The following is a 23806-nucleotide window of genomic DNA, read 5'->3' as shown; positions in this document are numbered from 1 at the left end:
GTTTTCTAGAGTAATTTAGTCTTCATCTTCATCGTCAAATTGTCTTTCGATCGATTCAATGATATTGCACGAGCCAATATCCAATTTTTTTTCAATAGCCTCCATTCTACATTCTAAAGTTATCCATCGAAGTTTATTCATATCTTGCCAGCGCCGTAACTTAAACGCAGTAGATATCGTATCGCTTTCTTGTTTTTTGCTAAAGTTGTGACAAAACTTATCAATTTTGTAGACTAAATCAACCTTAATTTGTCGAGATGCTAGCCAAAAAATATAAGTTGAGATGGTTGCAATAATACCGATCGAACCCGCAACATAATCAAGCGTTTCTTGCTTCATTTTCCCATAGATTAGAGTTTGTCACCTGGAATGATAGTTGTTGGAAATACAAAATTTGGGTCAGCAATATACCGTGGGTCAGACTTGACGCGATCCATAAAATCAAAGTGTTCGTCAGGATCGCGACCTACAAAACATCCAGCTCCGGCGGTGTAAATGTCGTTCTTAGGGTGGCCGTACCCGTGGTGCTGATTTATGCCGAAGTAACCTTCATCGATCGCATCCCCAGTCCTCATCATGTCCCGGTTCCAATCTCGGTAAACGCGAACAGGTGCAACCTGGATAAGAGCTTCGTGCGGGTGAGAGTAACCGTGAAGGCCGACTTGCCAAGCTCGATACTGCCCAAAGGCAATTCTAGCGGCACCGTTAGGGTTCATCGGATTGTCGGTGTAGTAGTAGCCCGGTTCGGTTGTTGCTTCCCAAGCACCTTCGATCTGGGGCAATCCATCATAAAAAACTAAAAGCAGTCGGGCATCATTGAAATGATTTGGAGTATCGGCATTGAGGGTTCCGTCCGGGTTCATCCCTTCCACATAAATTATGTTTTTTTCTCCCGCTCGTGTAGCCAATTGGTAATTTTTGGCTTTCATATAGTTAACAATTTTTTCAGCTAATTGCATTCTTTTTCAGGATAGATTTAACTTTTTGAACTCGTAAGGAAGAATTAGGTCAGGCTCTGACCAAAGCCCTAATTTTTTACGATTAGCAGCAGCAGTTTCTGTAATGACACCTCTGAGTACAGTCAATTCGCGGGTATTGTAGGCAAAGCGATTAAATGGCATATAAGTAACTGCCATTCCAGTTTTGCATAACTGAATTTGTATGTTGGTTGCTGCCGATATTTTGTCAAAGTAACAATCGCATACCCAGCGATCGTATATATCTTTCTCGATCGGAACCGTGATTATTGATTTTCCTGCTACATAATTCATCAAAGCTGTCTTAGCTTTTTGTGCCCATTCCCAGTGTTTAAGTATTCCGGGGTCGGTGCTAGTTTGCCCATTTTTTTGAGATTCAGGTGAATCTATCCACCGCAATCTTACTCTTAGTTCTGCACCTTGAGAATCTAGCAATAAAGTATCACCATCAAATACCAATTTAGAAAAGCAGTTATAGACAGTTCCTGGTGTTATCATGGTAGCCTCAAAAGTATTTTATCTATTGTAATTTAATTTTAAGGCTTAATTAAGGCTATGGAGAATTGACTAAAACAGGTTCGATCCAAAGCCGTTTACTATCTCGCCAGCGCTTACCCTCACCTGATTCTAACATCCTCCAATGTCCTCGTCTCCAGTGAGTACACGGAGAGAAATGAGTTTTTTTGTCTGCGGATATTACCGAGAAAGGTTGATAATTTTTACCCAACCATCGGGGATATCTGACATTAGAAAAAGTGCAATTGATAGGCTGGAATCCTTTATTTTTTCTCTTGATTTCAGATTCAGTAACGGACATCAATAAATCTGGTGAAAATTCCAGAGCCAACAACACATTGATTACTAAGTTTCTGATGCGTTGGAGGAAAGCTTTATCATCGATCGATATTGTATGTTTACCCAAACTCTCATTTTCATCGTAAATCAAACTACCGTCAGCTTTGACCGCAGTTCCTGAAGTCCAGACAGTTTCTAATGAATCTACGGTGCAAATCTGAAAATATAGATTGTGTTCTAGCGAAAACGGTTTAATTTGAATGTTGTGCCAGCTACCAGAATTCCACTCAGGATGTTCACAATCGCTACAAGAGATTGTGAGATAATCCACTTCACCGCCGTCCGGTGTGTGGATAAATCCTTTAGGTATGGCTAAGAGAAAAGTCGGTAAGGACGGTAGCCAGCCTGCAAGGATACCAGGTTTAGCAAGCGCATCGGTTCGATCGAACGCTGTAATTAATTGCTCAGTCAAGCAATAAATAGGAGCATCTTTGATAAACCAAAGAGCTGTTCGGTAGCTATGAATAAATGCCGAAATATCAACTTTCGCATATTCAGAACCGCAACTTGACAAAGCTACCGAGACAATTCCGCTCAAAGTATGCCAGTTGATGTAGTTCGGAGGCATTTTATAGGTGCGATCGCCTCTGATTTCTTTAAGCAAATCTTTCTGGATTTCCTCAAAGATTTTCAGGCTGCGATCGCGATTAGGATTTTTTTCGTCAAAAATGATTGATTTTAGTTTCATGATTGATTTCAAATGTTAACGTAAATGATTCGCGTTTTCTCCGCTGGCATCCGTCTTAAATTGGCTTTAACTCCATAGCTAAGACCGTCATGAACTGCCAACATATAATCTGCCGATCGACTCATTAGGATATCTTGACGTGGATATCGACCTGCATCAATGATTGGATATCCAAAACCTATACCGCTTCCCGCTTCATAAACTTTAACGTTAGGATATCCCAAAACATTTAAAAATGTTAATGCTAACTGATCAAAACCGCGATAATTCCCGATTAAAATTGTAGCATTGAGCTTGATGATATTGTGAATTCGCGTCCACATTTCCTCGTTCATTTTCTCAAGTCTTTCGGTTCCGGTGAGAAATACTTGCATAGATTTAGGGTACAATTAATTGACTTGATGTTTTGATTTAATTGACTGTTATATGAGCACGATGTAACAGTCCATTTTTCGGATGATTTGTTAGATTCTTTTAAGAAGCATGGCAATTCGATCGTATCGATCGGCATGACTACCGCTATCATAAAATCCAAATCGGTAGTGAGAATAGTTAATGCCGAGTACCGAGATAACGCAGTAGTGGCTGTAATAAGGGAATAATATTGAGCCTAAATATGGCTCAATATATTCCATCTCAAACAAAGCTTTCGCTGTTAGTTTTTGATACTGTTGTTGGGTGTTTTGTCCCAAAAATTCTAAAGTCTCAATGTCCATTGGTCAACAATTAGCTAAACACTACCCCTCTACAGCGAAGCACCTACGACTGTAATAATTCAGTTGCTTGACTTCTGTAAGTTGATCGAGCGACCACATCTTGGCTAACAATTGACCGATTTCAGCGTAAGTTTCGGGAGACTTAGCAGCTTCAAATCCATGGGTTCTGTCTGCAAAAGAACAGGTGTTACGGTAATAGCGAAAAAGTGTTTCTAGCTCAGGTTCAATGTTTAGTCTCTTCCAACGTAGCCGGTTAGCTAATCTTACCGCTAGTTGATCGTATTGGATAGCTGAAGGATGGATGAAAGAATCGTTAGAATCGCTAATTTTTGTGAGATAGGGTAGTGACATATTACTGTTTCTAGAAATCACTACCCTACAGCGAAGCATTACTTATTGGCTAGTTAGCACCACGACTGTAATGATTTACTTTTCTCTCTTCAGTTAGCTGTTCGATCGACCACAACTGAGCCAACCGCCGACCAATCTCATCATAGTCGGCGGTGCGAGAGTGGTAAAAGCCGTAACCTTTGCCGACATATCCTTCGTCACAGCCAAAGGTTAGGAAGATATAACAGGTGTCGCCATAGGACTGGAAGAGTTCACCGAGTACAGGCTTGATATGTTCTTTTTCCCAACGAAGTTTAGCATTCAATTTCTGAAATACTAAATCAACATCAAATCCAGAATCTGAAGATTTAGATTCTTTAGGTTCTGGTTCAGGCTCACCGGATTTGTAATTTTTAGGAAGAATGCGAATTGCCATAATTACTTACCTCGACTGTTGTGATTGATTTTTTTCTCTTCAGTTACTTGTTCGATCGGCCACATTTTTGCCAACCGCCGACCAATTTCATCGTATTTTTCTAAGCAATTTCGATAAACTCCGTAACCTTCTCCTACATACTCTTCATCACAGTTAGGAGTTAGAAAGATGTAGCAGTAGTGTTTGTAATAAGGAAACAGCTCATCTAAGTCAGGCTCAACATTTTTGATTTCCCAGGCTAATTTCGCTGTAAATTTGGCGAACATTGATTCTTTCGGCTTTGAATTAGAAGGCTCTGACTGTAACTCCGACTTAGGTTCAGGTTCCGGGTCAGGGTCAGAGAACTTACCATTTTTGTTGGGAATGCGAATTGCCATATTCTTTGTCCAGAAAAGTTAGAACTTTACAGCGAAGCACTATTTAAGAGGACTGATGTGTTTGTGATATTGCTTTTCCTGTCTCCGTTGGCAAGGAACGCAAACACATTCGACTTCTAGGTGGTTGACGGCATCGTAGCCCTTGTAGTGGTCATACTCATGGAGTCGTAGCTTGCGGGGCGGTACGCCATCGTCTCCTAAATGACCGCAATCCACACAGGGGATATTAGGTGCACGCGGTAATTTATTGCGGGAGACTGCATAGTTTACGCGGTTGCGAGCTTGATTTTTGTCGCCATCTCTGCCAGGAACCGGGGGAAAACCTCGGGGTTTACTTATACCGATGCGCTACGCGCCCGCAAGCTACGGAATAGGCTGATACCTTCGGCGATCAAAGGCTCTCCGACAGCTTCGGCAACGATTGTCTTTCCCATCGCGCGCATTTTTGCTCTGATTAAACAAGTTCAAATTTAACCAAGCTTGGCAAGAAAAACACCATTTCAAACCAGACTTAAGATTTTGCTGATATTCTTCAACAGAAATTCCAATTTTGCCAGCAGCGATTTTTTGTCCGCCGATTTTAGTGAGTGTCATATTTGTTGAGTAGGCAGTAGCTAAAAGAAAAACCTCTGACGAACCATTGGCACAGGTCAGAGGTTTTTTCTCAGGCAGGATTAGAGAGAGAGAGAAGACGACAACATTTGTCTCGGAACAGGAAACTGACGAAATCTCACATCTTCGGGAAATTCTTCGATCGTCCCGCCCTTTTTATCTTTAAGCTTCAGTTTTTGGTAAGTAGTTGCTATTCCGTCGATATAGCAGGCGCTGAGGATGGGGTTTGAGCCAAGTTGTTTGACAAATATCGCCACATCTTCAGCACTTTGACATTGCCTGACCATGAATCGAATCCAGTCAAGGTCACAGGGACGCGCACCGGGCCCGGATTCACCGCCGATAATTACTTGGTCGATTTGATCTAGCCATTCTTTCTTAATCGTTACCCGTTCTAGTAAAGGCTCACAGCTCAGAAACCAAATTACTGATTCTGTTTCTAAAAGGTAAGGAATTCTTTTAGTACAGTCTTGGTTCTCGATCGTCGTGCCAAGCCAGAGATTCGGAATCGGCCACACAAACTCTGCCGGGGGTAATTTCAGTTCCCGTCTCAAATCCTCAACGTGTTTTCTGATGGGTTCTTTTGCCGATCGAAAATAGTCCGGCATCCGCTCCGGGCGTTTTGTGAGAATTTGGAAGGTGTGCTGGGACGCTACCACCATATAAGCAAAAGCTAAATCCAACGTATCATCACTGATCCAATCCCCGAAGCAATCAGTCATGGAGAAGATGAAAATTCTCTCACCTTTCTTCGTTTTCACCAGCTTCTCCATGATGATTGAGGAGAAAACCATGTTGACAGGAACTGTCCCGCTGTAGGCTAAGCCACTGGCAAAGATGAAGTAGTTACTTAGATTCATTGTTTCGGCATAACAATGAAGGCATCCTGGGCTGATTTTATGGCACCAGTGTCCGCCGTGTTTGCCATCGGCTTTGACCAAATGGATGGGGTTAGCCGTGATGCCAGTCCACTGAATATTGCTCATAATGTGTTTTAGATGTTGGGTAATCACGCGCGCGTGTTACTTAACGCGCGCTTGTGTAGAAATGAGAAACTAGCTGGTTACGGTGATATCCAGGTCATAGACGGCATTACCTTCAAGCAATCTTTCTGTGGTGTGGCTGCGGATGCCTTGCTCAGACTTGAGATAGATAGTGCAATCTCCATCGGCTCCATCCCCGTTCGATCGACTGTGCCATGCCCAAGACACTGTTTCGACTAATTCAGCGGGAGAGGAATCTGTTACCCATTGCCAGTCAGAATTTTGAAATTGAGGTAAAAACTGTTGACCGTTTTCTTCGGCAACAGCAACAGCTTTTTTGAGAAAATCCACCACATATCCTTTGAACAACTTAATAATGTGTCGTTCATTACCTGTTGGGCTAGTTACTTTGATTGTTTTCAGCATCACATTTTGGCAGAGAACGAGTAGATAGAGTTTGAGTGGAACAGTTCGATCGCTCTGAGTAAGGACGATCGAACTGAAGAAATTCAGGGGAATATTCCCCTGAATCGTGGATTATTTGCCTTTAAGTAGTTTTGCAGGTTGTTCAGCTTCAACAACTTCAGCGCCGTTCCCCGCTGCAAGAGCTAAACCCGAATCAGAAGCAGAACCCAAACACATTGCCTGATTCTCAATCAGTCGAGGATCGCTGCAATGACGGATACCGTTTTTCTCATCTTCAAAAATCATACGAGCAGCTTTTACGGCAGCCTCTTCAAAAGGATTTCTGATCGGACGAGTGGTGATGGCTAAGTAGTAGTAAGGGCCATGATTACCTTCACTTTGCACCATCTCGAAGCGGAAAATGTTTGCGAAATAAGCGTCTGATGCTTTGTTGAGTGCATATTCGCTGTGGTCGCCTTGCATACCTTCAGCAACCCAAGAATTGAATGCCTCTCGCCCAAAACATTCGACTAAGCCTTTCATTTTGTCTTGTGATTGACGATGAATTAAGAAAGTTGAAAGTTCGCTACATTTTTCATGGAAATGAGTTTTCATTCCCCCGGCTACTGGGATGCCCCAGATTTCGGTGAATTGCTCATTTTCATAGTGAGGCTTGAAAGTTAGCGTTTTCTGTCCGATCGCACAGATTGCCATTTCTACAAATTCACCACGGGTCAGTCCAGCTTTCTCGGCTTTACTGCTGTTCATTCCTTTGGTGTCTCCGGTAACGAACATTCCGAATTCTTTACTACAGTTGGCTCTGTAACGGCTAGGAATGGTGGGAATGCGAAAAGCGAATCCGTCTATGATGATTGGGTTTTCCATGATTGTTTCTGGTTTTGTTTCTGCTTTTGGTTTGTTTTTGTTTCTGTTTCTGTTTGAGTTTCTATTACTAAAACTCAATACCTTTCAGCGAAGCATTACGCTCAGTTTGGGTATATCTATTAACTTTAGGGTAGCTTGCGATCGGTCAATATAATCGCAAAGTACGCCAAAGTTAAATGACTACTTGATTTAATTTTTTATCATGACAAAAATTTATTTCACAGTTAAGGATATCGTCAGCAGCTTCTAAAGCATACTTTTCGGTATTATTCACAGGATTGCGAGGAAAAGCATTTAGCATGAAGCCTTTCCCTATGTCAGTCTTAAATGGTAGAAAGCCTAATTCATAGATTTTGCCAGATTCGATCGCTGGTAAATCACGCTTAACTGTGATTAAAGTTGAAAGCGTTCCGCCAGAATCATTAAGGACAAATCCCCAGATTTCTGTTATTGGCAATCGAGCAAGTACCGAATCGAGCGTTAAAGTTAGGTGATTCATCTTTACGATCGCCATGTTCAGTGAAGGAAATTCTTGATTCTGTAAAGTAAAGTGTCCTTTGACTCGATTTTCTTTGTAGCGGACAAAGGGTTCTACCTGAAAACTGGATTCATTGATTATGATTGTTGTCATTGTACAAACTTACGAAAGAAATCAATATCCTAAAGCGAAGCACTTTAAAAGTACGATCGCTTTAGGTTTATTTTAAGACTTTAGGTAGTGAACATAAACCGCTAAACTTGGAACTTTATGCTCAGTTTTATTGAGTGCGACCGCCCGCTGTTTCCGCAACGTTTCTAAGTACACAGAAGCGAGAAGTGCTTCATGTTTTGTTTCTGCTTCTGTAAGCATTTCTTGCAAATCATTAATGTAAGCTTGGCTAGTTTCGATGGCAGTTGCGTTCGATCGACACAGTTTCTCGTATTCGCGGTTGATGTCTTCATCCAATCGAGTAACAGTAAGGTTTTTGTCATCGTACCGAGTTCTGAGCTGGATGATGATTTTCGCATTCTCGTCATTATAGACAACGTTTTTGCGAGATTTTTTAGACTCAATAATCTCGAAAGCTTCAAGAATAGCATCCGGTTCGATCGCATCAGCTTCAACTTTTAATCTTTCAATTTGATTGCGAATTTCAGCAATTCTTTGGAGATGTTTCATGTTAGAATTGTGAGGTGGAAATACCTGAACTGAATCTGTAACTAAACTCAAAGCGGTTAGTCCTACGCTAACCGCTTTTTTTGTGTCTCTGTGCTAGAAAGCTACCAACTAAGAGCGTTTATGGCTGCTTCTTGAGGTGTTCCCTCGAAATCATCTTCAAGTGGCGAATCAAATAATCCAGCTTCGTGAGCAACACCGATTTCTTCATAGATAGATTCTGGATCGTACTCTCGCAACTCTATTGCATCTTGCAAATCATCAAATGGCAGATGTCGATCGAAATGCTTGAAATCCTTGTTGAGGAACCATTCAGGCTGGAGTTCGATCGACTCAAGATGATTCTCAATCCATTTGAGGAAAGCAAACTTAACTTGGTCAGCCGTAAATAAGCTACATTGCTGATGATCCAAAGCTTGAAGCCGATCGACGATTTCATCCAGATTAATTAGTTTGCCGATCGCTTCTAGAAGAATCCGGTCTGATGCTTTTGCAGGAACTAGAGTCTCAACAGTTTCAGAATCGATTACTAATTGTTGACCAGTTTGTGATAGAGTAGTGAAAGATTGGATGGACATATTTGTTACCTTTGACAGAGGAATAGAGTAGAAATCAGTACCCCCCGGCGAAGCCTTCACGAGGGGTACTTTTGTTTTCATTTCTCAGTTCAGAGAGGAGGCAAATTAAGTTGGAAAACGTTATCATCAGCTTCAACGACATTGTAAATATCGTTGCTCATGTATTCGATTTTGGCTTGAAACCAACGCACAAACGCTAATTTGACATCAGAATCGTCGTACATCTGACAGTCACAGATGCAGCGAGATTTAAGCGTTTCTACGATCGCATCTACATCTAGTATCTTTTCAACTTTTGAAAGATAATAGATATCTTCTTCTGACCAGGTTTGCGGTGTTCTGAAGGTAGCTGAATGGTTTTGCATTTAGACACAGAAACAAAAACAGAACACTCCCTTACAGCGAAGCATTATTTTGTTTTTGTTTCTGTGTCTATGGAATTAGCTAAAGCGTAGGAATTGAGAAGATAAAGCAGGCTAGCAGCAGCGACGGTAGTATATTTGGTAGTCTGTGGTTTGCCGTCATTTTTATCAGGCACAGAACGCTTGATTAAGTAAGAGCTGTCGGAGATGCGATCGCAAGTGAGAATGTCTCCGCGTTCGATCGCACCCTTCGCAAGTTTGGTGATGCGACTGTGAATATGCGCTATAACTGCTTTTTTCTTCATTTTGAGTTTCTGGTTGAGTTTTTGGTTAAGTTTGCGGTTGGTCAGATGTCCCCCTTAATAAGGGGGGATGTGAGGAAAAACAGCTAGAAGAGGCGTAACTGACGGTGAGCAGGTTCAACAATTAAGAACTGAGATTCAGCCGGGACGTACTGATAAATGAGCAGATTATGATTGCGGGCCATCTCAAAAGTTGTGGCAGTTCCACCCCCAACGCCGTGAGGGTCGCCGGAAAAAACTGCTAGGCAAATGTCCGATCGTTTCACCATCCAAGCATTCCGAGCCTGCATGACACCTGGACTGTAATTCTTGTAAAGGCAGACTTGATCAGTTGCTTGCTCGAGCAACTTTTTGTAATGACTTTGCTCACGAGGTTTCCAGAGAAGATGTTGATCAGCGCAAGGAATCACGGCTGTCCATTTGAGTTTACGCCGAACTAAAATCTCTGCTGCAACTTGGTCAGTGCCGAGCGCCATACCACACAAGAATTTAGTCACGCCTTGCTTCACTGCCATTGTGATAAGTTTATCGATCGGAATGTTGTAATCGAACCAGCGATGTCCAGTAATCATCGCCGTGTGGTACTCTTTCACATCAAACGGTTCATGAAAATTGTATTGAGTCTCGCGGTTAAGACTTCGATTGACTCGTTGTTGTAAAGCAGGAATATTGCTTGCTGCCATGAGTTGTTTCTCTGAAAAAGAATCAACAACTCATGGCGAAGCATTACTTATTTCTGTGTTATTTCTTGGCTAATAAACTTGGCGAATGGTTAAGTTTAATCTGCCGTGGTTCTTCAATAAGTCCGAGGTTTTGGGAAGAATTCTTTGGACTCCGTGATAGGCTAAACGGCTGTCACCGTGCAAGATAACGACATCGCCCGATCGTAAGAGGATGCCTTCTAATGGATCTTTCCGACTGCGGTTGCTGCCGATGACAAAACTGCAATCATCACCGAGAGATATCGAAATGATGCAGGGTTTGAGGTTGCTCTCGGTGTTATCTTGATGCAAACCTAACTTACTTTTCCCGGTGGCTGGGTAAAAGTTGATTAGGCAAGTTTCGGGCTGATAATCAAATTCACCAACTAATTTGGCTAAACTTTGAGCAATGTCTATCAACTCTGTCGGCATTGCTGCGAATGGCTGATTATTTACTGGATTGATGGATGAATAACGATATCCTTTGCGATCGGATAGCCAGCCAACTATCCCGCAACTGGTTTGGCTACAGTTGAATTTCTGACCACTGGGCATTACAGGAATTGTTATCCCGCCGTTGGCTCTGGCTATATTTCGGGTAAGCTCAACTAAAGCTTGTTGTTCACAAACAGAGAAATATCTTTTGAGGTGCAGCATAGTTTTTTAGTTAGAAATCAACTCATTAACGCGAAGCGCTAGGTAACAGAAAATCTCCAGCGAGGGCCGGAGAATTATCTACTTACCTTCAGATTTGCGAGAATCCATCTTCTGCTTGATGCGCTGTGGCAGACCGAGAATTGCGCCTTGATAGAGTCGATCGAATTCTTACTCGAAGTGAGCGCCGACCGTGGCACTTTCCACAACCAACAGCGTTTCATCATTTGCTCGGTTGGCGGCTTCACTCCAATTGTGAGAACCGGTGATGACTTTGGTTCCATCAACAACACCGAACTTGTGGTGCAGTCGTAGGCGTAAGCCGGGGCGTAGCCATCGCCTACAGGAAGTTTTGGCATTCCGACCGTCGCCAGTGGCTGACTCCAGGGACGGTTTTCGACTTCCAATTTGCAGCCTTCAAGCAAGCTGGCTCCCATCATGTCCATCGCCTCGCTGTAGGGACGGTAGACGAAACTGGAATCAACCAAAGCTCGGATGCCGACTCCGGTTCGAGATTTGGTTTCGAGTGTGTCTGCCAACTGCTGAGCAGAGAAGACAAACAGCGCCAGATTGACGGACTTGGATGCGGTGGCTAAAGTCCGATCGATTAATCCGTTCGGTGTCTGCTGCCAGGGAGTTTTGCTTGTCGCCGGCGAGAACTGAACCGCGACGGTCGCACCGCCGACTTGAACTCTGGCGATCGGGCGAGCAGACTTCTTCACACCAAATTTGCTGTCTGGTTTCCCACCGGGGCCGTCACCCCACATGAGGCTGAACTCTTCGCTGAAAACTTTGGCCAGCTCCGGGCTTTGAAGCTTGAGCAGATTATTCGGATTTCCCCGACTTTCGGCGCTCTTGAAATCGCCATGAATATCGCTGGTAGTGAAATTGGCAGAAGTGGCGATAACGGTTTTGCCATCAATGACAATGAACTTGTGGTGCATCAATCCACTGCCTTTGCTGCCGTCAGCGGTATCGTCAATCATGGGGATTCCTGCTTCACGGACGATCGCCAGAGCATCACCGGTGGAGATTTCCGCATCTGACAGCGAACCGTCTTTATCGGTATCTGCAAGGTGAACGAGTTCGGCATAGCGATCGCGCTCACGCTTGGGTAACGCTGCTATCTGTGAGGGAGAAAGAGCAACAGGACGATTGTACAGATTTTCGATGATGACTCGAACTTTGATGCCTGACCGATGGCGATGTGCTAGAGCTTGCGCTATCCGAGGCAAGCGAAGTTCTTGAACAGCGACATCGACACTCTCGCGAGCGCTATTGATGGAATAGACCATGAGCTGTTCTAAGTCATGACCTGGACGAGTAATTTGGCGATAAGGCTCAGTATAGCTAGAAGTCTGAGACTGATTGAAGTAAACCTGAAGTGATGGATCTTGAGGCAATGCTTTGATGACTGGAGCTGCGGGAAGTTCTTCGGTTGACTTTGGTTTCATGAGCTGACAGGAAGCGAAACCAGCGAGAATTAAACCTGCTAAACCGACAATTTTCTTGTTCATGATGAGTGATTTTTGGTTGATGAATAATGGTTGTGTGGGTCTAAAAAAAAATCTCTAGCACCAGCTAGAGATTTTCTTGTACTTCAACATTGCTATTTACAGTCCTTATCAGTTCGGATTACGACTTCGCCTTGATTGCCATTAGCTCCACCCCGAACTAAGCAAAACCGCTTTTTAGTCCAATGATGGCTAAAGGTTATTGTTCCATGCTGGCCATAGCTACCACCAATTCCGCTATTGGTTTCGCTTGCCCAACTAATCAACGTTGCTACATTGCTACCTGCTTTACCTGCAACTTTCGCATCAATACCTCTAAAGGTTGATTTGATGGTGATACCACTAGGCAAAGGGATTTTAGCTCCACAAACTCCGCTCAAACACTCTGCAATTGCTGGCTTATCGCCTGTGAAAATTGCGACACTTCTAACTTCGCCATAATTTACGATTGCATCATATCTGCTTTGCTTCGCTGTTTGAACTAACTGGACATGAGCTGCTGTTACTTTTGCATAACCAATGATTGGAGTTGCTGCTAACAATGCAATGGCTGCTAATTCACCAGCAATTACGATCGATACCAAAGTTTCAGTTAAATTAGCCATGAAAAATACCTAGATAAGAGAATGAGTTGCAAAATTACAACTCATTCTCTTATCGCGAAGCGCCCTCACAAAAAATCTTCACTTACTCTTTCTCTTAATTTTAAAGCCCCAATATCTATCACAGATACTGAGGCTTTTTCTTAAGTTCGTAGCTGGCGGGCGCTACGCGCCTCGGTATCGCTATAACTAAAATTCATCAGTTCTGTTGTTGTTGTTGTACTCTTTCTTGTTGGCATAATATTCCGATCGAATTTGCATCAATTCGTCGGATGTATATCCCAACTTGCCGACAAATGTACGAATTCCTGCCAGATCCATTTTATGAATCTCATACGTTTCCCAGTCCTTTTTGAAAATTTCGTACAAATCTAAACCTTTGAGATCGGTATCATTGTCAGCCTTGAACTGTGACCAAGCCATTATCCGAATAGCATCTCTCAGATTGGATGCTTCTTTTTCAGATTTGGTCAAGATATTGATAGCCATGATAAACCTCTAAGTAAAGTACAAAAATCTAACTCAATCCCTAATGGCGAAGCCCTACCCAACACTAGACTTCACCATTGTTTCTTTCTTTGACAACCTAGGAGATAACGGTTAAATACTCTGGATCAAATCCAAAATATTTAACCATTATTTTACCATTCGATCGGCTCTACCATTTGCGATAGATAACCTTTGGCTTCATTCAATTGCCACAACACCAAACTAAATCTTTCCTCACTCATAATGCGAGGGACAGAATGGAGTTGCTTACAATTAAACTTTACAATTTCTCCATCATTCAACACACAGCTTTTGCCATCAACGACAAACTCTGCTATGCCAATATTGAGAGATACTGCGATCGGTTGTGCATAGCCATGATCTCGATGTGGAGCAATCAACCCACAACTACCACCTCTTTCTTTGCCATGATAAGTCAACAAACCTATATCACAGCCTGGATAAAGCCTCTGACAAAGCTGATACAACCTTTCGTCATAAAACCCAAGGCTGACTTGTCCGTTGCCAAGATGGACTTTATTAAACAACCAAAGTTCTAACCTTTTATTGGTCAAACTACTATGGCTATATTCCATTTCTGCAACTAAACCTCTCAAATACTCTTTAAATTCAGAGAGATTTGGGATAACTTTCTTCATTTTTTCCATGATACTATGCTCCTAACGACAATATTTCACTCACCTCCTTATCGCGAAGCGACCCTAACAGATAACTCTCTGTAGATTCTTCTCTTTCGATCGATGATAGGATTGATGATGAAAAGTAGAAACTCTCCACCATCAATCTCTGTTAGTCAAGGCTAAAAGGCATCACCAACATCATATTCTTCTTCTTCAACAGCACTAACATCTTCAGGAATGTTACCATTGCCATTACCGTTAGACGAACTGTTATTCTTGACAGAAGCAGTCGTACTAGGAGTATTAGTTTTCTTGGCGTAGTATTTCGATCGAATCGACAGCAATTCTGCCTCAGAAAACTCTAGACTCTTAGCAAAAGCGAGAAGATCCTCATAACCTTTGCCATGAATTTCATCAATTTGCCATTCTTTGTCAAAGACAGCATAACCGCCATACTGAAGATTCTTGAGTGCTTCTTTGTTGGTAGACTTGTACTCTTCCCAGGCAAGAATACGAAGCGCATCAATCAACAAACTACGCTTTTTGGCAGTTTTGGACATAAATACAATAGCCATGATGAAATTCCTTTGCTAAATGTACAGTAAATTCGGAAATAAGTAGAATACCTATCTCATTTCCCTATCGCGAAGCGAACCTCACAGACAAACTACTGTAGGTTCTTCTCTTTCGATCGCTACCCCGACTTACGCCTACGATTGATGATGGAAAGATAAACTTGCCATCATCAAGCACTGTTTAGATTAGCCGTTAATCATCAGCAAAAGTATCTGGATAAGGTTGAGCGATGGAGTAGTAGCATTCTCTGATACTCAACAGTTGTTCGATCGAGAAACCTCTTTCTGTTGCTAAGAGAGAAAGTTCAGTTAGATCCATCGATCGAATCTTGCACTGTCTCCAGCGACTGTAGAATCTGGTGTAACGCTGGTTTAAATCTTCACGAATCTCAGGATTTGTTTCAAAGACTTGCCATGCGAGTACACGGAAGGCATCACGTAGGCGTAGAGTTGTCTGTTCTGTTTGTGAATCAATCTGAATCATGGTAGTAGTAGAAGTAGAAGTAGGTTAGGTTTCTGACTGGCTGTTTAGTAATGCTTGGATAGAAAAGCCTTTCTCCATGAGATACCAAACAGTTCGATAGTAATCCATCGAATGAATTTGATGGATTTGCCAACGTTTGTTAAACTCGTCTTCAGTCATCTGTTCGTGGTAATGTTGCCAAGCTAACGATTTGAAAGCCAACTTGAGCTTTTTAGTAATTTCAGATTTCTCACGTTCAGATTCAAAGACTTGTCGTTCACGTTCTTCACGTTCATTTAGAGACATCTTTTGTTACTGCTGTTGTTGGTGTTGTGGAAAAAGGTCATTAAGAAGCTTGAAAAGAGTTTCTTTGTTCTCGATCGACACCTTCAGTGCATAAGGAAACAGCGCATCGTTTTCGGTAATAAACTTAACTTTGCCACTCAAATTAGATGCGGGGAATGCTACTTGAAGAGAGGTTGCTCTAGGAGTGAGAACCAGTTGATATCTTTTGTCACGTTTGTTTTTGTAGCCAACGTATTGTTCTGTGTAGCACCGGACTAACTGAGTATTCTTTGCTAACCAAGTTTCTGCGAGCGAAAACAAAGTTGTTCCACCTTGAATTGTTTTAATGTCAGTAGAAATCAATTGAGGTACACCGTCAATAACTTCAAATCGTTGAATCACATCGTAAACTATTTTGTCAGACATCAGAATTGTGGGTGAATTAGGTAATGTGGATAGTCTAAGTTTCTCCTTACAGAAGTAGTAAAGAGAAACTTAGGTCTTAGCTTTTAGGTAGTTGAATAGTCAGCTACTTTTTTTGGCAGCGAATTACTTCAGCAACAAACTCAGGACTTAGCCCACGTATTTTAATTTCAAACGGGAAATCTTTAATCCGCTTAGCTTTTCTCGGTTCGGCTTCTTTCGGGAGTGTGTAACCGCCAACTGTAGCTACCAGATTGAGATATGTAGTAGCCTCAGTTTTCGATCGAATCCCTATGTACGTGATGAAGGATTCAAATCCTGATGCAGCATCCGGCATTTCTTCCCAATTGAATTGATTATTGGTTGTGCCGACAATCGTGATTCGATCGCTCAATCTTACTACAACGTAACTGCCGTGCGGTGATGTTTCCACTACTTTACCTTCAACACCTGCAAAATTGACTGTTTCCATGACCAAGATTCCTTACTAAGTAAATAACTCAACACTTCAAAGCGAAGCAAAACATTAATAACCCTTGGAAACAGTTTCTTGATTTTGTTTCTGTGATTGTTTCTAGGATTGTTTCTAGGATTGTTTCTAGGATTGTTTCTAGGATTGTTTCTAGGATTGTTAATGTTTTTGTAGCTAAGCAGGATGAGGAAAATGCTGTAGAGTTTGGACAAGATACTCAGCTCGTAGCCCCATCGCTCTCACCTGATAGGGATAGCCACGAACGAGTTTGGAAACAAAGACATCCTCATTCGGAGTTCCGCCAGCTTTGGTGATTGTGTCTTTGATAAGTTCAGCTTCGTCGTAGGTGTGCACTCCCACATATAGGACAAACCGTTCTGATAGAAAACCTGTGAGATTGTCCGTTGTTTCATCCCAAGTAAATCGGCTTGTGTAAATGCCCTTAACCGCGATCCGATCGGATAATCGGAAAATAAAACAGCCGTGGTGCGGAGACAACGCCAACACCTCAGCTTGAATTCCACCGAAATTGATTCTTTGCATTTCACTAATCCTGTAATTCAACAATTCAACAATTCAACGCTTTAGAGCCAAGCATAAACCTCTTCTTTGTCTGTTGTAGTAGCAGGCACAGGATATGGAACAAACGACTTGAAACGGGCTTGATGTTGAATTCTGTGCTGATTACCAAGCGATCGAAAAACTTCTTTGACATTCTTGAGGCGAAGATGCTGAAGATTTAATGAACCTTGCGAATACTGTTGCCACAATCCTTGCTGGTGCAGGTGCAGGCACATATAGAAAGCGTAATCTGGCAAAACTAACACTGGACATTTGATGCCTGTAAGGTAAGGCTGAAATTCCTTAACTGGTTCCCCTAACTTATTTTTGCTACCTTTATTTATCAGCCAGAAATCCGCTTCAGGGAAATTGTTTTTTACAATCCAGTCAAACAGTGATACGTTTTCCATTTCGTTTTGGGAATAACATCACTTTCCCAAAACGAAGTATTTTCATTCTCACACGTACATAGCCTGTATCTGCACCTGTATGTTATGTGTACCGGGCGCGCACATGACCGTCACATGAGCATCACATAAGGGAAACAGGAACTGAAAACGCTCCTGTTTCCGGGTTAGGAGTTACCAGAAAATGCTGATAAACTCACCGCTGTGAAGAATCTCAGTGGAATCGCCATTTTCGTCAAGAACTATGTAGGTAAAAGTTTGGTTGACATGGCTAGTTAAATTCATGGTTAGAACCTGGACGATTGCAATAGAGGTATTGTACAAACTACCTACCTGGATGCGTAGCTTGCGGGCGCGATAGCGCATCGCCATTCTGACACAACGGCAGCTCACATTGAAAATACATTTCCCCGTCACTGTTGTTGTAAATAAACACACCATCGCGCCATTTACAATGTCTGCCAATTGTGTCAGAAATGCCAAAATTAGCAGGTTGTAGTCTATCAAGTGCGATTACTTTCATAATAGTTACCTCAAATTTGCACTTCTCAGCGAAGCATTCAAGAACCTCAAACTGTCTGGATAAACATCTTAAAATTGTTGAAATGAAAGTTAGACAGCGCTATCGAATTCCCAGGGCAGAAGTTTTTCTTCAGTTCCCTGTTCAGTTTGGACAATATACTCAAAATATTGACTGACTGTTACTGAAGGGACGATCGACTTAACTGTAACTACCCCGCAGACAGTCAAATAAAGGCTACCCACCTGGATGCGATCGCCATTGACACATAGCGAGAGTTGGCAAGAGAAATGATATTCCTTCTTGCCATCTACGCAAACATACACACCGCCTCGCCAAACCAAATTCTGGCTAACCGGCAAATCAAACTCAGACTGGTCTGGACGGAAAATCGGCGCGACTACCTTCTTACCTGTTGGTGTAACTGTAACTAAACTCATATCAAAACTCCCTGCGGAAAAACTCACGTCTTACCGCAAAGCGTTTTAACCGTTAACCTCAGCTATTCCTACTTACAGATTAAGTCTGTTTCTGAATCTGTTTTTGTTACCGTTTCTGTTACGGTCACTGTTTCTGTTACTGTTTTTGTTTCTGTTACTGAGGGTTTAGATTTTTTCCAAGGTGCAAAGATTTCGGTATCCTGGAAAAGCTCTTGAGGACTGATGGTACAGTTAGGACGTTTGAGGATGCCTTTATCTCGGTAAAGTAACTGCTCATCTAGGGTGTAAGCAACGAGCTCGCTGCAAATCCATTTATTAGGGTTGTCGAGCAGTTTACCTAGCAGTTCCTCCAACTTTCCGGTCAGCAGTCGATCGAGCATCCGCCCAGGGAAACTGCCTGAGAGTCCTTGGGTCAAAATTGCGCCGAAATCGTATTGTTTGCCGATTTCGAGACTGGCTTTGTATGCGATCGCATAACCTACCGCCTCGTTGAAAAGTATGGGTTTGCGGAAGAAGATTTGACAGTTAGGGTCATTGAAGTATTTGCTTAGGCTGCAAACCTTAACTGTGTTATTTACCATGTCTGCTTCAATACATTGATCCTCACCCGCGACAATCAAGGTATGAGTCACATGGATATCGCTTATCAAATTCCAGCCGGTAAAATAAGCGATACCGAGAGATGTTACGTCGGCTCCCTTGTTGAGAAATCCTATGTACCCAGTTTTATAATTGATGTTATACTCTGGGGTTATGTCTGTTATTTTGATTGCTGGTTTATCAGGAGATTTTGTTGCACACATGAGGCTATACTCCAACTAAATTAGTTAGAGTATAGCAGCTTTTAATGATTGATTATTGGGTATTGTGACCAATACCATTCCAAGAATCTTTTGATAAATTGAGCCGTAGGCAAGTCGTAGGAACTTACATACCAAAGAAATAAAGGTTCATTTCTATGTCTCTCACAGAAACGAAGGAAATGTCTATTAACTCTTTGAGTTTCAATTTTATGCCAAATAATTTGACGTTTTTCTTCGACTGTTGCTCCTTCAAAATAAGTAGCTAAATTGGTCAATTCTTTGCGCTGTTTACAAGCCCAAGTTGCCAAGCGAATGTCTGTGCCTTCATAAGCAACCGCATAATGATAGTCTAGACACTCATCCTTAACTCGTTTGCCGTTTCGATCGAAATAGGTTCCCTCCCGTCTGTTGACATCATAAGGGAAGAGGCTCATTGGATTGATGTGAATTTCTGACATGATTCTCCTTAATATTAAATTGCGGTTTTCGATGTTGCGAGTATAATAGTCAGATAACAGCTTCTTACCAAAGATTAATTTCCGGTATCGCTGAAAACCTCGGCTTCTTACCAGGAAAGGAGATTAATTCCTTTCCTGGTACAGCCGAAATTCTAATTTAGAATCTGATTTGCCACATAATCAACGCATCTGGCGATAAGTTCAGCATGGGAACGATCAGAAATATAAATCAGCTTCAACTCACCGTTATCTCGATAAGCATGAGCTAATTCCATAATCGATCGAAAGATATCTGAATCAGGGACTAAATTAGGCTCATAGAAACCTTTTAATCTGACCTTGAAATATCTGGGTAAATGCTTTTGGATTTGTTGCCATAGCATTTGCCGATACTCCTCAACTGAAAACTTACCTCGCCACAGTGGAGAATTATCTAACTGATCATAATGATCGGTTAAACCTTCAGATACGTTGAAAACTTTACGGTCAATATCGATCGCAAATTTAACTTTCTCAGTCGTAAATTTGTCGAAATCAAACTTTTCTAGAGTAATAGTCATGGTAGTTACAAGTGATAGGTCACTCCCTTATCGCGAAGCGACCCTCACCGACCAACCTCAATTGCCTCAAATTCTGATAATTTTGGTTTTCCTTCCAGTTCGATCGATATTGTCCCTGGTTCCGCGACTTGTGCCATCCCAGAGAGCCAAACCGTAATCGCAAACTGAGCACATCATCTTGTCTCGATCGACATAGTTCCCTGCAACTCCAACCGTTTCATACCCCGTCGTATTTCTCGGTTTTCCGTTGCCGTTCCACAAAGCAAAGTAAACCTTAACGTTCAGGTAATTCGATCGACGCAGATATTCTTGAACTAACTTGTCTACGCCTCCCGCATCACCAACTATTATCGAAAACTTTAGCTCCATTATTCGATCGATTGATGGTAATCCAGCGGTGATATCTTTGATTGAGCGACTGCCAGAAATCATTACAATTTTAGTCATATTAGTCACAGTTGGTGATTAGAAAATACTTCCCAAACACGAAGTGAAAATGATAGAATTAAAATAAAGTCACTAAAATGAAACTGAAATGCGTTGATTTGTTTGCGGGAATAGGAGCTTGGGAATTAGCAGGAAGTTTAGTTAACGCCAATTCTCAGATTAAATTAGAGACGATCGAATTCGTAGAAAAAAACCCATATTCTCAAAAAGTTCTACAAACTCACTTCCCTAATATTCCAATCCATTCCGATATTTGTGATTACCTACCAATCAAAAATAAAGCCGATGTCTATACAATTTCGTTCCCTTGCACAGGTACATCCAGAGCCGGAACAAAAACCGGACTCGTTCACATCGAATCAAGTTTATGGTTCCAAGCACTCCGATGCGTCATACTCGGTAGACCAAGTTTTGTATTGGTGGAGAATCCTGTCGGGCTTATCGATCGAGGGCTACGAACAATTATTGCCGGACTCAGAATGGGCGGTTACGAAACAGAAGTTGAAGTTATCAGCGCGTCGCAGTGCGGTGCGGTACATGAGAGGCAAAGAGTGTTTATCATTGCCTACGCCAACCACTTTGGCATCCAGCAACGGAAAAGGTGGGAGGGCTGGTCAAAACACATTGGAACACAGATTGAAATCGCAAAATCGTTTACCAGCTACCCAGAAACTAAACCCAGAACTATGCCTTTGGATGCTTGGAATGCCTCTTACTTGGCTGGATTGCATTATGAAAACTGGTGGAGATTTAATTCTCCACCAGAAAACATTGGATTACCCAGAAACACACACGGACGAGCAGAGGCAATAACTCTAGCTGGTCTGTCGATTTGCGTTCCACAAGCCACTGTTCCATTAATGCGTCTTCAGTTTCTAGCTTCTTTACTAGCAAGTTAGTCAAATAAACTCAACTGTTTAGCTTCTGAGAAATTCTCCCTAACCGATGTGTAAATAACGTGCTTCCAAATTTTTCCGTTTTTAATCCCTGAAACAATCTTTCTGTCAACATTAAATGACTCAGCGATTTTTTGTTGGGTTAAATCTGTTTCAGACAACAAACGCTTAATCTCAAGGACTTGTTCTTCATTGAGTTTAGCGCTAGCACTTTTGGAGCCTATGGTTGAACGACTTTTGCTTGCCATATCCTCCATATTTTCTTTTTGAGTTCCAAGAAATAAATGTTCTGGATTAATACAAGCTGGATTATCACATTTATGAAGAACAAACATTCCTTTAGAAATTTCCCCATTGTATAATTCAAAGATTGCACGAGAAGCTTTTCTCACCTTCTTATGGACACTGATTTTAGGGTAGCCATCTTTGCAACAACACAAATCTGTTAACCAACAGTCAGTTTTAGAAATAATATGATTTTCGAGACGCTGTTGAAGTGTAGGATCAATCATGACTTTTAAAAAAAGGATCACAACCCCAAAGCGAAGCATAATATGTTTTTTTGGGTTTCCCGAGTACATGGCTGGATTGCATTATGACCACTGGTGGCGATTCAATCCCCCGCCAGCCGAGCCAGGAGTAAAACGGAGAACTCCAGGCAGGGCAGAAGCAATCAACTTAGCAGGTCTGTCGATCTGCGTTCCCCAAGCGACTGTTCCTTTGATGCGTCTCCAGTTTCTAGCTTCTCTACTTCAATATTAATAATTCTGCGAAAGAGATGAGCAATCTAGAAGAACAAATCCGTTTGTACCGTCTAGGGCTATCTTATTCCGAGATAGCCAAACATACCCACACGACAGCAGGAAAGGTACAGCGCAGTATCAGAGCATGGGACTTACAGCCTAAGCAAGTCGAACCATCTACTCGTAGCTTGCGGGCTTGCACTGAGCGTAGTCGAAGGGCGCGTAGCGCCATCGACCGCTGAAATTGAAGCTTTGAGAGAACGCATTCGTAGTTTGCGGAGTCAGGGGTTATCTATGAAAGCGATTGGTCGTCAAGTTGTTTCAAACCGTTGTTTGGTACGATCGTCCATAAGTAAAACTTCCTTAGTTTCTAAATGAATATCAAATTTTTGTTCTTTGACTGCTGAACTTCTTCGCTGGACTTATAAATAATATGCCATCACCCGTTCAAATTCTTTGACTACATAGTTCATAAACTTTGGGTTTCGATCGAACAACGTTGAAAATCTCTCAGGCAGACTATTAAATCCTTGTCGTACCAGTTCTTCTACCATGAAAAAGACCGCATAGCCGAAATAATAAAGCTTAGGGGCTATGTCACCTTCTGGTGTAAAACCTTCTGTTGATATGTAGGATTTTCCATTTCGATCGAGATACTGAACTAAATAGATAGTCCCGCCACTCTCCAGCTCTAAGGATTCTCTATTATTTTCTGTCAAGTTTTCATGTGGTTGATCGAGTTTGAAATCGTTATACATTGCTCTTGCTAAATAGTTCATTTGTTCCAACCGCTCAGTCAGTCTTAGATTTTCTGCTTTTACCCTCAAACTTTCTATTAACAGTTCCGAATTCTCGATCGATAATTCAGAATTCTCGATCGACAATCCAGAATTGATAACCGATAAACGCGCATATTGTCTCAACAAATCTGTGTATTCTGACATAAATTTCCCCAATTCTTTGTTATATTATAGCAATAATTCAGGTTTTAGGTAGCTTCGCTTTTAGATTTTGATGTTCTTTTTTGTTAAAAGTAATGACAACTGTAACTGAAACAAAAAGTGTGGTTAATATTCATTGTGATGGTGCTTGCTCAGGGAATCCAGGGCCAGGTGGTTGGGCTGCATTACTCACAATTCCAGGCAAAACTAACAAGAAAATGATTAGTGGTCAATCTGACACAACGACTACTAACAATCGGATGGAATTGACAGCAGCGCTCGAAGCGTTGAAAGCTCTCAAGAAGCCTTGTAAGGTGATACTGTTTTCGGATTCAAGCTACGTCGTAAACACGATGGCTAAAAGTTGGAACCGTAACGCTAACCAAGACTTGTGGGAAGAACTTGATAAATTAGCAAAAGTTCACGAGGTAACATGGATCTGGCTAGCCCGAAAATCTACTCCTGAACTGACTGAGTGCGATCGAGTTGCTAAACAAGAAAGTTTGAAGAAGTCTAATTCTTAAAATTAGCTGATGAGGGTAGGCATAG

Annotated in this window: 40 protein-coding genes; 2 read left to right on the top strand and 38 right to left on the bottom strand. The window is 41.9% G+C overall.

The window, feature by feature from the left end; genetic code table 11:
* Nucleotides 1-15: 15 nt before the first annotated feature.
* From QUA34_RS15050 to QUA34_RS14870, 36 genes are all read right to left on the bottom strand, one after another.
* Entirely contained in the window at nucleotides 16-339 is a 324-nt protein-coding gene (locus tag QUA34_RS15050; protein WP_333106796.1) for a hypothetical protein, read from the bottom strand.
* 11 nt (nucleotides 340-350) lie between these two features.
* Nucleotides 351-959 carry a hypothetical protein gene (locus QUA34_RS15045; RefSeq protein WP_333038882.1) on the bottom strand — a complete coding sequence of 203 codons (609 nt, stop codon included), beginning with the start codon at nucleotides 957-959 and terminating at the stop codon, nucleotides 351-353.
* Nucleotides 960-965: 6 nt separating this feature from the next.
* Entirely contained in the window at nucleotides 966-1475 is a 510-nt protein-coding gene (locus QUA34_RS15040; protein WP_333310446.1) for a thermonuclease family protein, read from the bottom strand.
* Nucleotides 1476-1530: 55 nt separating this feature from the next.
* Complete coding sequence (locus QUA34_RS15035) at nucleotides 1531-2520, bottom strand: hypothetical protein (protein ID WP_333310448.1); 990 nt, start codon at nucleotides 2518-2520, stop codon at nucleotides 1531-1533.
* An 8-nt stretch (nucleotides 2521-2528) separates the two neighbouring features.
* Nucleotides 2529-2894 carry a hypothetical protein gene (locus QUA34_RS15030; protein ID WP_333387832.1) on the bottom strand — a complete coding sequence of 122 codons (366 nt, stop codon included), beginning with the start codon at nucleotides 2892-2894 and terminating at the stop codon, nucleotides 2529-2531.
* 90 nt (nucleotides 2895-2984) lie between these two features.
* Entirely contained in the window at nucleotides 2985-3236 is a 252-nt protein-coding gene (locus QUA34_RS15025; protein WP_333387830.1) for a hypothetical protein, read from the bottom strand.
* A gap of 21 nt (nucleotides 3237-3257) precedes the next feature.
* On the bottom strand, nucleotides 3258-3587 hold the full coding sequence (locus QUA34_RS15020; RefSeq protein ID WP_333387828.1) for a hypothetical protein: 330 nt from the start codon (nucleotides 3585-3587) through the stop codon (nucleotides 3258-3260).
* A gap of 49 nt (nucleotides 3588-3636) precedes the next feature.
* The gene (locus tag QUA34_RS15015) at nucleotides 3637-4002 is read right to left on the bottom strand and encodes a hypothetical protein (protein ID WP_333387825.1); all 366 of its coding nucleotides are present in this window, start codon (nucleotides 4000-4002) and stop codon (nucleotides 3637-3639) included.
* A 2-nt stretch (nucleotides 4003-4004) separates the two neighbouring features.
* A complete protein-coding gene (locus tag QUA34_RS15010) occupies nucleotides 4005-4379 on the bottom strand; it encodes a hypothetical protein (RefSeq protein WP_333176257.1) in 375 nt (124 codons plus the stop codon).
* A gap of 674 nt (nucleotides 4380-5053) precedes the next feature.
* Nucleotides 5054-5977: a DUF5131 family protein gene (locus QUA34_RS15005; RefSeq protein ID WP_333387822.1), complete on the bottom strand. Its 924-nt coding sequence runs from the start codon at nucleotides 5975-5977 to the stop codon at nucleotides 5054-5056.
* Between the two features lie 69 nt (nucleotides 5978-6046).
* The gene (locus tag QUA34_RS15000) at nucleotides 6047-6400 is read right to left on the bottom strand and encodes a hypothetical protein (RefSeq protein ID WP_333107503.1); all 354 of its coding nucleotides are present in this window, start codon (nucleotides 6398-6400) and stop codon (nucleotides 6047-6049) included.
* 111 nt (nucleotides 6401-6511) lie between these two features.
* Nucleotides 6512-7264 (bottom strand): hypothetical protein, encoded by a 753-nt coding sequence (locus QUA34_RS14995; RefSeq protein ID WP_333107502.1) that lies wholly within the window; start codon nucleotides 7262-7264, stop codon nucleotides 6512-6514.
* Between the two features lie 172 nt (nucleotides 7265-7436).
* Nucleotides 7437-7895 (bottom strand): hypothetical protein, encoded by a 459-nt coding sequence (locus tag QUA34_RS14990; protein WP_333387818.1) that lies wholly within the window; start codon nucleotides 7893-7895, stop codon nucleotides 7437-7439.
* A gap of 72 nt (nucleotides 7896-7967) precedes the next feature.
* On the bottom strand, nucleotides 7968-8423 hold the full coding sequence (locus QUA34_RS14985; RefSeq protein ID WP_333299268.1) for a hypothetical protein: 456 nt from the start codon (nucleotides 8421-8423) through the stop codon (nucleotides 7968-7970).
* Nucleotides 8424-8524: 101 nt separating this feature from the next.
* Nucleotides 8525-9079, bottom strand: coding sequence for a hypothetical protein (locus QUA34_RS14980; protein WP_333387815.1), 555 nt, complete (start codon nucleotides 9077-9079; stop codon nucleotides 8525-8527).
* Between the two features lie 8 nt (nucleotides 9080-9087).
* On the bottom strand, nucleotides 9088-9363 hold the full coding sequence (locus QUA34_RS14975; protein WP_333387812.1) for a hypothetical protein: 276 nt from the start codon (nucleotides 9361-9363) through the stop codon (nucleotides 9088-9090).
* Nucleotides 9364-9407: 44 nt separating this feature from the next.
* Nucleotides 9408-9665, bottom strand: coding sequence for a hypothetical protein (locus QUA34_RS14970; protein ID WP_333107496.1), 258 nt, complete (start codon nucleotides 9663-9665; stop codon nucleotides 9408-9410).
* Between the two features lie 83 nt (nucleotides 9666-9748).
* Nucleotides 9749-10345 carry an SLOG family protein gene (locus tag QUA34_RS14965; protein ID WP_333038917.1) on the bottom strand — a complete coding sequence of 199 codons (597 nt, stop codon included), beginning with the start codon at nucleotides 10343-10345 and terminating at the stop codon, nucleotides 9749-9751.
* Nucleotides 10346-10414: 69 nt separating this feature from the next.
* Nucleotides 10415-11020 carry an alpha-ketoglutarate-dependent dioxygenase AlkB gene (locus tag QUA34_RS14960; RefSeq protein ID WP_333387809.1) on the bottom strand — a complete coding sequence of 202 codons (606 nt, stop codon included), beginning with the start codon at nucleotides 11018-11020 and terminating at the stop codon, nucleotides 10415-10417.
* Nucleotides 11021-11094: 74 nt separating this feature from the next.
* The gene (locus QUA34_RS30215; protein ID WP_445242822.1) at nucleotides 11095-12534 is read right to left on the bottom strand and encodes a phospholipase D-like domain-containing protein; all 1440 of its coding nucleotides are present in this window, start codon (nucleotides 12532-12534) and stop codon (nucleotides 11095-11097) included.
* A 92-nt stretch (nucleotides 12535-12626) separates the two neighbouring features.
* Nucleotides 12627-13136, bottom strand: coding sequence for a hypothetical protein (locus tag QUA34_RS14945; RefSeq protein ID WP_333310469.1), 510 nt, complete (start codon nucleotides 13134-13136; stop codon nucleotides 12627-12629).
* Nucleotides 13137-13322: 186 nt separating this feature from the next.
* Nucleotides 13323-13622: a hypothetical protein gene (locus QUA34_RS14940; protein WP_333387806.1), complete on the bottom strand. Its 300-nt coding sequence runs from the start codon at nucleotides 13620-13622 to the stop codon at nucleotides 13323-13325.
* 152 nt (nucleotides 13623-13774) lie between these two features.
* On the bottom strand, nucleotides 13775-14290 hold the full coding sequence (locus tag QUA34_RS14935; RefSeq protein ID WP_333387803.1) for a hypothetical protein: 516 nt from the start codon (nucleotides 14288-14290) through the stop codon (nucleotides 13775-13777).
* 152 nt (nucleotides 14291-14442) lie between these two features.
* Complete coding sequence (locus QUA34_RS14930; RefSeq protein WP_333387800.1) at nucleotides 14443-14838, bottom strand: hypothetical protein; 396 nt, start codon at nucleotides 14836-14838, stop codon at nucleotides 14443-14445.
* Nucleotides 14839-15031: 193 nt separating this feature from the next.
* On the bottom strand, nucleotides 15032-15322 hold the full coding sequence (locus tag QUA34_RS14925) for a hypothetical protein (protein WP_333387797.1): 291 nt from the start codon (nucleotides 15320-15322) through the stop codon (nucleotides 15032-15034).
* Between the two features lie 24 nt (nucleotides 15323-15346).
* The gene (locus QUA34_RS14920; RefSeq protein ID WP_333387794.1) at nucleotides 15347-15607 is read right to left on the bottom strand and encodes a hypothetical protein; all 261 of its coding nucleotides are present in this window, start codon (nucleotides 15605-15607) and stop codon (nucleotides 15347-15349) included.
* Between the two features lie 6 nt (nucleotides 15608-15613).
* Complete coding sequence (locus tag QUA34_RS14915) at nucleotides 15614-16012, bottom strand: hypothetical protein (protein ID WP_333387791.1); 399 nt, start codon at nucleotides 16010-16012, stop codon at nucleotides 15614-15616.
* Nucleotides 16013-16115: 103 nt separating this feature from the next.
* Nucleotides 16116-16481, bottom strand: coding sequence for a hypothetical protein (locus QUA34_RS14910; RefSeq protein WP_333387788.1), 366 nt, complete (start codon nucleotides 16479-16481; stop codon nucleotides 16116-16118).
* Nucleotides 16482-16655: 174 nt separating this feature from the next.
* Nucleotides 16656-17024 carry a hypothetical protein gene (locus QUA34_RS14905; RefSeq protein WP_333387787.1) on the bottom strand — a complete coding sequence of 123 codons (369 nt, stop codon included), beginning with the start codon at nucleotides 17022-17024 and terminating at the stop codon, nucleotides 16656-16658.
* 41 nt (nucleotides 17025-17065) lie between these two features.
* Nucleotides 17066-17452: a hypothetical protein gene (locus QUA34_RS14900; protein ID WP_333387784.1), complete on the bottom strand. Its 387-nt coding sequence runs from the start codon at nucleotides 17450-17452 to the stop codon at nucleotides 17066-17068.
* Between the two features lie 171 nt (nucleotides 17453-17623).
* Entirely contained in the window at nucleotides 17624-17956 is a 333-nt protein-coding gene (locus QUA34_RS14895) for a hypothetical protein (protein ID WP_333387781.1), read from the bottom strand.
* Nucleotides 17957-18061: 105 nt separating this feature from the next.
* Nucleotides 18062-18409, bottom strand: coding sequence for a hypothetical protein (locus tag QUA34_RS14890; RefSeq protein ID WP_333387780.1), 348 nt, complete (start codon nucleotides 18407-18409; stop codon nucleotides 18062-18064).
* A 68-nt stretch (nucleotides 18410-18477) separates the two neighbouring features.
* The gene (locus tag QUA34_RS14885) at nucleotides 18478-19212 is read right to left on the bottom strand and encodes a hypothetical protein (protein ID WP_333387777.1); all 735 of its coding nucleotides are present in this window, start codon (nucleotides 19210-19212) and stop codon (nucleotides 18478-18480) included.
* 41 nt (nucleotides 19213-19253) lie between these two features.
* Nucleotides 19254-19670: a hypothetical protein gene (locus QUA34_RS14880; RefSeq protein ID WP_333387774.1), complete on the bottom strand. Its 417-nt coding sequence runs from the start codon at nucleotides 19668-19670 to the stop codon at nucleotides 19254-19256.
* Between the two features lie 152 nt (nucleotides 19671-19822).
* On the bottom strand, nucleotides 19823-20230 hold the full coding sequence (locus QUA34_RS14875) for a hypothetical protein (protein WP_333387771.1): 408 nt from the start codon (nucleotides 20228-20230) through the stop codon (nucleotides 19823-19825).
* A gap of 66 nt (nucleotides 20231-20296) precedes the next feature.
* On the bottom strand, nucleotides 20297-20677 hold the full coding sequence (locus QUA34_RS14870; RefSeq protein WP_333387768.1) for a hypothetical protein: 381 nt from the start codon (nucleotides 20675-20677) through the stop codon (nucleotides 20297-20299).
* A 77-nt stretch (nucleotides 20678-20754) separates the two neighbouring features.
* Between QUA34_RS14870 and QUA34_RS14865 the strand changes: the two genes are divergently transcribed.
* Nucleotides 20755-21576 carry a DNA cytosine methyltransferase gene (locus tag QUA34_RS14865; RefSeq protein ID WP_333387765.1) on the top strand — a complete coding sequence of 274 codons (822 nt, stop codon included), beginning with the start codon at nucleotides 20755-20757 and terminating at the stop codon, nucleotides 21574-21576.
* Here the strand turns inward: QUA34_RS14865 and QUA34_RS14860 are convergent.
* Together QUA34_RS14860 and QUA34_RS14855 are read right to left on the bottom strand one after the other, a co-directional pair.
* Nucleotides 21573-22124, bottom strand: coding sequence for an HNH endonuclease (locus QUA34_RS14860; RefSeq protein WP_333387763.1), 552 nt, complete (start codon nucleotides 22122-22124; stop codon nucleotides 21573-21575). The two genes, QUA34_RS14865 and QUA34_RS14860, sit on opposite strands and share 4 nt — an antisense overlap.
* Nucleotides 22125-22738: 614 nt before the next feature.
* A complete protein-coding gene (locus tag QUA34_RS14855) occupies nucleotides 22739-23260 on the bottom strand; it encodes a hypothetical protein (RefSeq protein ID WP_333387761.1) in 522 nt (173 codons plus the stop codon).
* Between the two features lie 92 nt (nucleotides 23261-23352).
* On the opposite strand from QUA34_RS14855, the gene QUA34_RS14850 reads away from it, so the two are divergent.
* Entirely contained in the window at nucleotides 23353-23781 is a 429-nt protein-coding gene (locus QUA34_RS14850) for an RNase H family protein (RefSeq protein ID WP_333387759.1), read from the top strand.
* The last annotated feature ends 25 nt before the right edge of the window (nucleotides 23782-23806 follow it).

Source organism: Microcoleus sp. POL10_C6 (genome assembly GCF_036701585.1).
In the GTDB taxonomy this organism is placed as follows: Bacteria; Cyanobacteriota; Cyanobacteriia; order Cyanobacteriales; family Microcoleaceae; genus Microcoleus.
Note: the sequence above shows the minus strand (reverse complement) of the source record. Positions and strands in the feature narration are given on the sequence as shown.